This window comes from Paenibacillus sp. B2(2019) (genome assembly GCF_008370385.1).
In the GTDB taxonomy this organism is placed as follows: domain Bacteria; phylum Bacillota; class Bacilli; order Paenibacillales; family Paenibacillaceae; genus Paenibacillus_AQ.
In genome coordinates this window covers 206,400-218,277 of the sequence record NZ_VTZR01000015.1, presented here as the reverse complement: position 1 = coordinate 218,277, position 11,878 = coordinate 206,400, and the positions used below count along the sequence as shown (strand labels likewise).

Below are 11,878 nucleotides of genomic sequence, written 5' to 3'. Positions count from 1 at the left end.
TTCAGGGATTATGCATTGACTTCTTGAAAGATGGAGTGATAAGTTCGGAATACGAAGTTCAATCATCACATCATTCGCTTCATGAAAGGGAGATACAGCCCGTGCATAAACTTCTCCGACATACCTTACATAGCCTGCAATTTAAGATAATAGGTGTAACATTGACGCTGTTTTGTATATTTACGACGGCTACGACTTATTATTGGTACGATAGCTTGACCAAACAGGCCACGACCACATCTGTTAATAACTTGTATGCCATGCTGCAAATATCCAACAGCAATTTTGAAACCGCTCTCAAGGATATTGACCGCGTGACAGCACTCATTTCTAGTAATTTTGGGAACAACCTGAATAGCCGGATTTTTAATTATTTGAAGTATAAGAATGTTGGGGATGCTACTTTGTTGCAATACCGTCGCGAAGCTGAAGACTATATGATTAGCTTGTGTAATTTTAAATCTTACCTTAATGGGATGGCGGTGTATGATCTGGAAGGCAATAGCTTGTCCTATGGACCCACCATGAATGGAAAGGAAGTATTGAAGCAAGATTGGTACGAAGAGTTGATGGCATCAGATACTGCAGTGAAGTTTATACCGCCTCATTTCTATAGTTCATATCGTACGCAGGACTCTGATCTTGTATTTTCAATTGCACGCCCAATCAAGTATCATGGAGAGTTGTTAGGTCTTGTGGTCGCCGATATTAAGATATCCATGCTTAACGACATGTTTGGTATTGATAATATCAATGATTATGCGGTGTTCGTAATGGATGAGGAAGCCGGTACGCCTATCTTTCCTGCCGGGTCCAATGCCCACAAACTCAATGAAACGGAAATGAGCTCACTAACAGACAAAGCGTCTGTAAGTGACGGACGGTTTTTCACTATGTTACGTGGAGAAAATAGTCTTGCAGTTTCTCAGAAAATGTTCCTAACAGGATGGAGAATCATTGGTTTCGTCCCATTTAACGGAATACTAGCTGATTTTTTCAATACACGCAGTCAAGTCGTTATCATTGCCGTACTGTGCGGCGTAATGTTTATATTATTGGTTTCATTGTTTACATTTTTTCTGTCCCGTAATTTACGTAAGCTTTCTCGTGCAGTCACAACAATTGACCATGAGAATCTAAATCTCGAAGTAGATATCCGTTCAAAGGACGAAGTTGGACAGCTCTACCAGCAAATCCGTATTATGATTATGCGTATTCGCGAATTAATCAACGGTATACATAATAGCGAACAAGAGAAACGAAAATCAGAAATGCGCGCCCTGCAAGCACAGATCAACCCGCATTTTCTGTACAATACTTTAAACACGATTAAATATCTCGCTACGCTGCGTGGCGCACAAAATATTGAGAATGTATCCATTGCGCTTTCCGATATGTTACATGTAAATTTGAGCAACGATCGTTTCATTACGGTTAAAGAGGAAATTCATTATTTACAGCAATATCTTGAAATCCAAGAATATCGTTACAGCGGAAAATTCACATGTTATTTTTCGGTGAGTGATGATGTTCATGATAAGATGGTTCCGAAGCTCTTACTACAACCAATTGTGGAAAATGCCTTACTCCATGGTCTTGTGCCACAAAATGAAGTTGGAATTCTTCAAATACGTGTATTCATAGAGGAAGATTTGTTACGAATACGTATTAAAGATAATGGGAAAGGGATGACAGAGGACGAGCTCACCGCGTTACTCGCTTTCACAGCTTCAAACACAACTCATATCGGACTTGCCAACGTGCGTGCCAGGCTTCACCTACTATTCGGAGAACTTAGCAGCTTTACCATGTGGAGTGAGCCTAATCTATATACAACCGTTGAAATTGGAATTCCACTGATCACAAAGGGGGTGCAATATGATTAAAGTGATGATTGTGGAAGACGATGTCCTTGTACGCAACAATCTCAAATACATGCTCAGTACGGAGCTGGTGAGTGCGGTAGGCAGTGCCGAATACATATTATGTGGCGAAGCATGTGATGGCCAGGAAGCTCTCGATAAAATCTCGGATTGTTCGCCTGATATCATACTCTCAGACATGAAAATGCCGAATATCGATGGGCTTGCCTTGTGTGAGAGACTACATATCGAGCATCCTCATATTCAATTTATTGCACTTAGCAACTACGATGACTTTAACTATGTGTATGGTACACTGCAAAATGGAGCCGTCGATTACATTCTCAAACATAAAATATCAGCCGTCACGTTGAAGGAGGCGTTGAATAAGGCAAGTCGTTCGCTGACTCAGAGCCCCAAACAACCTGACCACATGCTTGACACCAACAATATCAATGCGTTGAAACAAGAGTTTCTTATTCAATTGCTGACATGTTTTTATATCGATGATGATGAGATCGCAGCACATATCCAAACCCTTAAGCTTAATTTAGATCTCTCTCAAGTGTTAGTCATGATCATGTGCATCGACGACTACCAATCCATGGATCTGAAAAAAACTACACTGTTGCGTTTTTCTGTTAACAATATTATTTCCGAAATTCTTGAAGATCAGCAGAACGGAGCGGTATGCCCTATTGTCAATGAAAAGTATGCCGTTTTTCTCTCATTCGCAAATATCGTTAGCCAAAAAAAGATTCAGGATATTATACAGAATACGATGACTCGAATCTCATCTTGCATGAAGAACTTTCTGAATCTTTCGGTCAGCTTCAGCATCGGCAACATATGCAGTCACATCCAGCAGCTCCCGCAAAGTTATCAACAAGCCGAGAAAAAGTTAAAAACCAAGTTTTATTACGAGGCTGGAGCTGTATTCACTAGCTCGGATGAACAGCAAGATGCGGCGATGCTGAACTACTTTGACATCCAGAAAGAATCAACGCTCACTCATCTAATTTCTATTCAGGACCGTGAAGGCATCTGCACCATGCTATCGCAGTTATTCAGCGAAATTCGAGCAAATAAACCACCGCTTGCGATTGCACAAATGGTCTTCACCGATTTACTCAGTCTTATTAACAAGATTTGCAAAAATCATTCGATCGATCTGCGTGAGGTTTATGCAGACCCAATCTTGCCTGATAAGCATCTGAGTGATTTTTCTTCTCTGTCATCCGTACAGGAATGGCTATTATCGCTATTCGACAAGCTCTGCGATGCGCTTGCGATGCGTGAAGCATTGCCAACCTCAATCTATGTAAAAGAAGCACTAGCGTTTATCCATGTGCATTATACTGAAGATATTTCACTAAGCCTGATCGCTGACAAAATAAATATTAGCAACGTTTATTTGAGTAAGCTCTTCAAACAAGAGATTGGTATTGGCTTTGCTGAGTATTTGATAAAATACCGATTAAAGCTAGCGCAGACACTCTTGGAACAGCATAGGCTCTCAATTCACGAAATTGCCACGGCAAGTGGGTTCAAAGATTATATCTATTTTTTAAAAACATTTAAAAAGCACGTTGGTGTCACGCCGACTGAATATGTGAAAAAAACACCTGCAACATTTGATCGATGATTATCAAACTCAAAAATAAACTAAAACGCAGTCACAGCAGCTGCGGCAGAAGCCCGAATGCTCAACATGTTGAAGACGCCAATACCACGTGATGTATTGGCGTCTTTGTGATTTAACGGCTAAGGATTATTGCACGTACACGGTGATCGTATTACTCGATGTCACACCAGCTTCGTTCACAAGCTCGCATCGATATTCATACGTGCCCGCCGGTAGATCACGGATCTCCGTTACTGCCGATTGCGCTTGAGGTGTCTTATTTGTGAGCGTCTGGGTATCGATGAGCACGCCGTTCTCATAAAGCCGGTACGACGACCCATTTGTTCCCCACCACATGTTCATGCTCACTTTGAAGGTTCCATCCCCATTCCAGTTATCATGTGAGAGAACCGGTTGGCCAGGATCGGCATCGGTCACGCGCACAGTTAGTATGTTGCTTCGCGTGGTACCAAATGCATTTGTCAGTTCAGCGATATAGCGGTACGTACCGTTTGCCTTGTACGTCACGGAGGTGACTGTGGATTGGGCTTGAGGTGATGTGTCATTGAGTATTTGTGTATCGATGAGTGCATCATTCTCAAATAATTTGTAAGTTGTACCGTTGTTTCCCCACCACATGTTCATCTTTACATCATAATTTCCGTTCATTAAGCCTGTATCATGCCCGTTATTGCTTGATAGTTCGAGTTTACCGGGGCCTCCGGTAGCATTCGCCACGATGTTGCTCACCTCTGCCACCGCCGTACCCGTGTTTCCTGCTTCATCGACGAATTCGAATGTGAATGTGCCATTCTCTTTAAACGTAAAGCTATCTGCTCCCTCATTGTTCGTTATCGTAACCGGCTCGCTTGCCGTCATTGTAGCGATGACCTCTTGTTTGGTCGGTTCCGTAGTGCTGTATACAATTGATGCCGTTGGTGCGGTCCTGTCTATGCGGAAGGTGATCTTCTGGTTTGCCTCCATATTTCCTGCTCGATCCGTCGAGCGATACGTGAGGGTGTACATACCGTCTTGTTCAAATGTAAGTGGAGTTGTGTACGGCAGCCATATTTTCCCGCCATCTAGACTGTATACCACGGATGCTACTCCGGACTTGTCATCGGTTGCGCTCAGTGTCGCTTGAACGCTACCCACATACCAACCGTTCCGTTCTGAACCTTCGAGTGAAGAGATCGTCGTCGGAGGGGTTACGTCAGTAACAACCCACTGCATGGAGCGAAACTTAGAAGATAACTTCCCGTCGCCAATTCCTCCTCCCCATTCAATGAACCCTTTCCTACCGCTTCCGTCATTGTCATTAACAAGCAATGAGAAGCTTATGTTCCCATTCTTCTCCGGCTTAATCGGTGCGACCTCCGACCAAGGGAGAGATAGTTCGTAGACGGTATTCTGCTCTTGGTCTCTCGTAATAGCTAGCTGACCATTGGTGATATGCCCTTTAATCACGCCCGGAGGCGCATTCCAACTGTATATTTGCGGACCATCAGGTGTTTGAGAAATTCCGATTTCGTACCAATACGGTTCTTCACCCGGAAGGCCATTCGCAATGGCGAACTGAATGCTGTCGTTGTTCCAAATATCGGCACCCATGAACGATGAATAATGTACATTGTCCTTTACTTTCGCGGATAGATAGAGATGGTTCGCATCGTAACTGATCCAGACATTCCCGCTTAAATCCCCTGCCCCTTGATAGCCTGTCATTTTGACCGTACCCTTCGACAGATCGATCGGAGATGCGCTGGCTGCCGTGTCCGGATCCAGCACTCCATCTACTGCAACGGACCTTAGGGGCACAGGATTGAATTCGGCAGATCCCGTGTAGGTGAACGGATCAAAGCCATCGACATCCACCGTCACTTTGATTGCACTACTAACACCAAGGTTCATGGCAGAAAGGGGGAAATTCACGGAGCTAGATGCCTCTGCTGGAACCGAAACATTCAGAACCTCCGATCCGGATTGGGTTCCGAATCGCCATTCCACTTTATTAATCTGAATCGGTTTGGATTTGGATTCGTTCTTAATTGTAACCATGAGTGCCTTGCTGCTATCCGATTCATTAAGAGTAGGTCGAACCTGAACGTTATACGATGGAAGTGTCGATGCTGAACTTCTCAACAGGCCGACTCTCTCGCTCCCATTCATCAGTACGCCTGTAATAAGACGAGTACCCGGTTCATTACCACTCGGCACGCTGATTGTTTCCGTCGTTTGCTGACCGCTAGGCGTGGACACCGAATAGTGCTGACCTTCTACAACTAGGTTGAAATCAAAGTCATCGGACATCTTGTTATCCGTCTCTAGTGCGAGGGACATCGAATCACCAGCGTGTGATGACTCACTTCTTAACGTAAATGTGGAATCCTTCTCAATGGTTGTAACTTCCCCATCCACATATAACGGTTCATTGCTTAATGTCACAAATACGTTGCCATTATACGGCATATATGTGTGCGTATTTCCCATCATATCCGTGATCTGAATCGGGCTCGTCGTACGTATGACGACTGGAGTCGATGCGCTTGTTGTCCATAAGACACGAACCTGGTCACCATTCTTGTCAAACGTATAACTTCGAATCTCATCTTCCGTGACATCCCGCGCAACGAACTGTGCGTTGTTCAGTATCCTTGTCATGGTCGCAAAACTCGTATAGGCAGGCTTCGGCGTAAGGCTCCCTAATGGATCGTTCGGATTCCGCAAAAGCCCGAAGTTATCTTCATTAATATTTTGGATCCCATCATTGATCAGGTCGTACCAAACTACCTGATCCACACCATTCGCGATTGCAACAACGTAGGCGCGAAGCAAATAATTGGCTTGGGTCTTCTCATCCACACCGCGGGCATCAAGCTGAGTTGGCCATCCGGTCTCATTAATCCAGATCGGCTTCAGATTTCCATTGTTGTACTTCCGAATCAAATTTTTCAAATCAGCAATCTGGGTTTCATACCCTTCCGGAGCACCGGGATATAGATAGGGATGAATCGAGAACCCATCCATATAAGACATGCCACCCAGCTTAAGCACATCTTCAATCCATTTGAGATTACCTACTGTCGATGTGCCGAGAATAGGCAATTCAGGGTATACAGGTTTGATCGTCTCATACGTTTTCTTCAAGAGTGGATAATAGAATTCTGGTTTGGAATCGGCTGGCCCATTGCCGCGATCTCCGAAGCTGCCATAAAATTCGTTGTATACTTCAACGGCATCCAACTGGCCTTGGTAATGATCGACGTAAGCTTTCATATAATTGGCGAATCCTGTCCGCCCGGCATCTGTATAAGGGGTACTGTTATTGTCATAATTGGGGTTAGTGTATCCGGATACGTAAAGGAAGTCAAAATCGTCTGAATCTAGCATGTTCATGTAGTAGTCCGGCTGAGGGGTAAAGGTGTAGTTCCCCTGCTGTCGCTCGATGCCAGGCCACTCATATCCGCCCCGCACCATACGGATGCCGGCATCCTTCATCAACTTCACGATATCAGGAGTCATGGCCTGGGGAAAACGATGCAAATGCGTCGATACTCCGAACGGAGCATGCTCATTTCCCGTTGCATCGCGAGCGGCAAGCACAGTGAATGGTGTTTTGATTAATACAGGATCGCTACCTGCAAGATCGGCTCTGACATGCAGTGTGAAATATCCATACCTGGAATGTGGAACAGTCCATATGGCTTCGTTATGAACCGTTGGTGCCACGCCTTCCGATACGAATGCTCCTTGATAATCGTAAACAGACCATGTTACAGATGGCCTCGCCGTTCGGACTTTGAACTGAATCGGCTCATTGTTCGTATAGACATTCCCTGGACGGGTCTGAATCAGCTTCGTCGTTGGTGTCGCTGCTGTAACATACGGACCATCATTGCTCCATTGATTCTGGGCGTTTCCGGCTTCCACTTTAAACGTATAATTCTGACCAAGCTGCAATCCTGTTACGGTATAAGAGGTCGTTGATCCATTCACCGTCCCTAAGATGCTGCCATTTCGATACACCGTATAACCAGTCACGCCAATCGGGTCGGTTGCTGTGGACCATTCCAGCTGTAGACCAGACTCCGTCATATTGGTGGCGCTCAATGCTCCACCGCCTTGCCAACTCGGTGCGATTGCATTCGTCCTGTTGGGAGAAATCTCAAGGTAGGGTTGGTTGACGATGTTCTCCCTGCTGTTGATAGAGACCGAATGGCCTTGCGCCGCCTGCTGTATCAATGCTAGGCTTGCTATACCATCTGCAGCCTTTTGCTGTTTGACAAAGGCTGTTACATCCCATTCTTGCCAGCTTGCCGTCTTGCCGACATTAGCGGAGGACAAATAATGATCGATTTCAGGTTTATTGTTCCAGGTCACCGACTGCTCTTCCCATGTATCGTCCTCCATGCCATACGCTTGAACGCCGATCGTCGAATTCTCTGTATCGATGGCATATACCTTTATTTTGGCCGTGCCAATCTCACCGGTAATGGAGCTAAGATCGAATTTCAAATACGTTTGCCGATTTAAATTAATATCTGCGTTGTAATTTTTGACAATGAGCAGATTAGAGGTCCCATAATTTTTACTCGCATTTCCTCCAGCATTGACGTAGGTATCTTCGAGCGGATTCAACTGGACAACCGTCGGAGCGGTATCAGCAGAGGCAATAGATGACGTTGCGAACATTGGTGTAGACCATGGCAGTACAAGACTGTGAAGCAAGGCTAACGACAATGTTAATCCCAAGATACGATTGGAGGCTTTCATTGAGCTCTTATTGAACACCCTTCTCACCTCAATTATTTATTGTTAATCTACTTGATTTCACGTTCTCAAACTTCGTTTAATTTAATTGAAAACGCTTTCTTATATGCTGATAAGAATCATCTGTTAGAACTTACGTCCTCCCTATTTGTTAATTATGAAATAATACGACCCGTTCGGCTGGCTTCTTCGCTAGCTTCAACGTTAGCGATTGGTCAGGCGACTCCAGCGAAGTTTGAACTTCATGTTCCGAGATAGAGAGCGATGAACTTCTGTCGGAATCCTCGTCCGGCCCGCAGAGCGTCAATGCAAACATGAACAAAGCTTCCTCCACCGCATGGAAGTCAATCGTCGTGGGCTCTCCTTGGTACAGGACGTAATCCAAGCTAACAACCGAACCCTCTTCGACCAAATCCCAATGGAATGTACTGAATCCATCCATCACGCCATACAAAGCCTTGACCGATAATGTCATCTCGCCAAGATATGTTTGAAATGCATCTTCACTGATTTGTTTCCATACAGGTACATCACCAGTACTCCCAATTTCAATCCGGATTCGCAGATCCGACGCAATCATTCGACCGTGGATAGGATCCAAATTCACATGTGTATCTCCGCCATCCAGAGCGAATTGGATGCCATACAGTACGGAAGCCTGCTCCTGCATACTTGTATACACCGCCGAACAGAAGTCGTAACCGTCATGCAGCACCCGAAGCTGGATATAACTTCGCCCCTGATTTCCAGTGTGAACGTAACCCAGTAGATTTCGGCACTGCTTCCACATCACATTATGATTGAACGTGCCAAGCGTAAACTCAGGAGTCATGTACGTATAAGCCTTCCGCGTCCGGAACTCGTGATAAGGAGGCAAATCCTGCCTCAATTCCCGCTCATCAATGCTAGTGAACAGTCCATACAGCCGCTCCGGACAGACGATGCCTTGCGCAAACCATTCCAGTCCATATACGAACTCGTCATTGCTCACAAATGACACTTCACCTTTACAGGCCATCTGAAGGAATGAGAGATGCGAATTACTTAGGAATGTCTGGTATGAACGGGCTTGTGGTCCGGACCATTGCTTCAGCAGCGGGTGGAAATGCTCGGCAACCGTCAGCCAGGTCGCATCTAACATCTCGTTCGCCAACCGCTTGGCCTCTGCTGTATTCGAATACATTACAAGTGCGGATAGTTCCAGAATGGCTACCGTACTGTACGCCGGGCTATTATATTCGAGGAATGCGCCGGTCTGCATGGAATAATCGTATAGTCGCTTGAGTCGTTCCAAGCCATACTCGAAATAGGTAGGATTCTTTAACCGTTCGCCTGCGATCAATGTAACGAATGCCCCCATAATCGCGATATTTGTGTAATCAGGTCCGACGTTTCTTTTAATGATGGCTTCGCAGCAATGGGAGATCGCCTGGCTTGTTAATTGCTCGAGATCGGCCGGAAGTCGGTTGCTATGACGTATCAATACTTGCAGTAAGCGCCTCCCGATGAAATCGGCCCAGTTCCAATCCGGCGGCGACATCATGGACAGTGGCTCCTCGAAGTACCATGACCATATTCCGAAGGTAGGCGAATCCGGTTGCTGATCCTGAAGGGATAGAATCGTTCGCAGTATTTCGAATGCCCGATCTTTATAAGGATCCTCATGGCAATCCAGAATGGCTAGGGCATAATCCAGAGACTCCCGGATGGGGTGAACATTTTCTACATTTCTAAGCTTTGTATGATACCCAGGACTCGTAAACGGTGTGCGAAGCAACTTGATCTCTTCATTGTAATTTACATGTTTTGGTTCCAATGCTTTCTTGAGGAAGGGAAGCCACTGGGTTTCCTCTTCGTGTATTCTGCTGAAATTCGTGCTCGACATGTTTTTCCTCCTTAGATTTACCTGGTTACGGTATGCTTTTGATCCTTTAGGGAATTCAGAAGCATACCTACCGGGTGTTCCAACTGCGTTCTAATTCAGATTGTCTTTGTTTGCGTCATACCACGCTTGCGCGAGCCGCTCCACATTGTCGCCGCCAAGACGCTTCCATTCTTTCTGCAATTCGTTCAGACCTTGCGCAGGCGTCATCGAGTTTCCGCCGGTCACGACTTTCGCTTCAATCTGTTGTGCGATCGGATTAAATGTCGCGATTAATTGGGTCAATTCTGGGAAATCGGGATTAAAAGGGATATCTCTGCGGTATTTATTTTTCATGACCAGTTCAAGCGACTTTCCCTTCTCTTTGGCATAATTTTGGGACAGCTCATCCTTAGCCGCCATAGCTAGGAACGTCTCTGGGCGTAACACATTATCGAGCATGATCGCATATTCAGAAGCATAGGCAACTTCATTCTTGAATTTATCCGGGTTAGTTTTCTGCCGGACGCCGTCGACCATGTTAAAGTGGACGCCTTCTTCGCCATACCTGAGCGGTTCCCAACCATCCTGCAGCATCCAATCGATAAATTGAATCGCTGATTTGATCTGCTCTTCATTCATCTTGCTATTGAACGCGGTGAATACGCTCGGTGGTGCCTCTTGATACAATCCGTTTTTGCCATATTTGCTGCTGAGCGACTCCAATGGAACTAGCTTTGCTGTGGGATCATTTTTTATTAAGTTATTATTCAATTCTTCGATATCCCAGTTAGCAAGGTAGATGCCAGCTTTGCCTGTTGTCAGCAGTTGACCTGAGCGCTGGAAATTCGTATCCGTGATATATTCCTTATCGATTAATCCTTCGTCGAATAGCTGCTTCTGGAAGGTTAACGTATCCACATACCGATCTAGCGTTCTGCCGAATTGCAGTTTGCCATCCTCGACGTACCATTGGTTCTCGCTTGTAAAAAAGAAAGCTTGATCAATCGAGTTGGAACTCACGCTTAACGCGATCGGTATGGTGTCTGCTTGACCATTGCCATCCGGATCCCCCTCCTTGAACTTTCGGGCTACATCGATGAACTCTTCCACGTTTGTCGGCGCTTTCAATCCAAGCTTATCCAGCCAGTCTTGACGGATCCACATCCCGTGATTGGCAAGCGTCTCCCGTGCGAACGACACCGCATAAATTTTTCCGTTAAAATTCAAGTATGGCTGCAGCTCAGGATGCTTCTCTAGATACGCTTTGTACGTCGTACTGTATTTGTCGATATAATCGCCAATCGGTTGGATTGCGCCTTGATTCGCCAACTGACTGATGTAATTCCGATCGTATTCCCAGATCAGATCAGGTGCTTCCCCAGCGGCGATGAGTGCATTCAACTTCGGTTGTGCTTGGTTCCGCGCAATAGGAACCCATTTCACATTGACGGGTGATTTCTCATTGATCCACTTCGTCCAGCGATTATTCTCGTACGTCCCTTCCTCTGTCGGCACTTTTCCACGATCAAACATCGAAATACTGATTTCTTTCTTGGTTTCTTCTTTTACTGTGGTAGCTGTGCCCGATGAATTAACCGGTTGCTCCGATACGGTTTTGTTCGAGGTACATGCGGCCAGCATCGTCACGGACATCGTGATCACCATCATAGTACTCATGGCTTGTTTCAGCTTTTTCATCGTTTCATCCCCTTTTTCCTAATGAACTATATCAAGAGCCTTCGGCCCTGTGATATTATT

General features: G+C 45.4%; 5 protein-coding genes. 2 read left to right on the top strand and 3 right to left on the bottom strand.

Annotated elements, in window-relative coordinates:
- Positions 1–101 precede the first annotated feature (101 nt).
- Both PAENI_RS14140 and PAENI_RS14135 read left to right on the top strand, forming a co-directional pair.
- On the top strand, positions 102–1,886 hold the full coding sequence (locus PAENI_RS14140) for a cache domain-containing sensor histidine kinase (RefSeq protein ID WP_149645722.1): 1,785 nt from the start codon (positions 102–104) through the stop codon (positions 1,884–1,886).
- Entirely contained in the window at positions 1,879–3,507 is a 1,629-nt protein-coding gene (locus PAENI_RS14135; RefSeq protein ID WP_149645721.1) for a response regulator, read from the top strand. The genes PAENI_RS14140 and PAENI_RS14135 overlap by 8 nt, the downstream gene beginning before the upstream one ends.
- Before the next feature lie 126 nt (positions 3,508–3,633).
- On the opposite strand, the gene PAENI_RS14130 is transcribed toward PAENI_RS14135, so the two are convergent.
- From PAENI_RS14130 to PAENI_RS14120, 3 genes are all read right to left on the bottom strand, one after another.
- Positions 3,634–8,259, bottom strand: a complete 4,626-nt coding sequence (locus PAENI_RS14130; RefSeq protein ID WP_223178948.1) for a CBM96 family carbohydrate-binding protein — start codon at positions 8,257–8,259, stop codon at positions 3,634–3,636.
- 148 nt (positions 8,260–8,407) lie between these two features.
- Positions 8,408–10,141, bottom strand: a complete 1,734-nt coding sequence (locus PAENI_RS14125; protein WP_149645719.1) for a hypothetical protein — start codon at positions 10,139–10,141, stop codon at positions 8,408–8,410.
- A gap of 90 nt (positions 10,142–10,231) precedes the next feature.
- Positions 10,232–11,818, bottom strand: coding sequence for an extracellular solute-binding protein (locus tag PAENI_RS14120; RefSeq protein ID WP_262495606.1), 1,587 nt, complete (start codon positions 11,816–11,818; stop codon positions 10,232–10,234).
- Positions 11,819–11,878: the final 60 nt, after the last annotated feature.

Coding starts and splice junctions, on each gene's coding strand:
- PAENI_RS14135 (WP_149645721.1), top strand. CDS start 1,879: ATGATTAAAGTGATGATTGTGGAAGACGATGTCCTTGTACGCAACAAT.
- PAENI_RS14130 (WP_223178948.1), bottom strand. CDS start 8,259: ATGAAAGCCTCCAATCGTATCTTGGGATTAACATTGTCGTTAGCCTTG.
- PAENI_RS14125 (WP_149645719.1), bottom strand. CDS start 10,141: ATGTCGAGCACGAATTTCAGCAGAATACACGAAGAGGAAACCCAGTGG.
- PAENI_RS14120 (WP_262495606.1), bottom strand. CDS start 11,818: ATGAAAAAGCTGAAACAAGCCATGAGTACTATGATGGTGATCACGATG.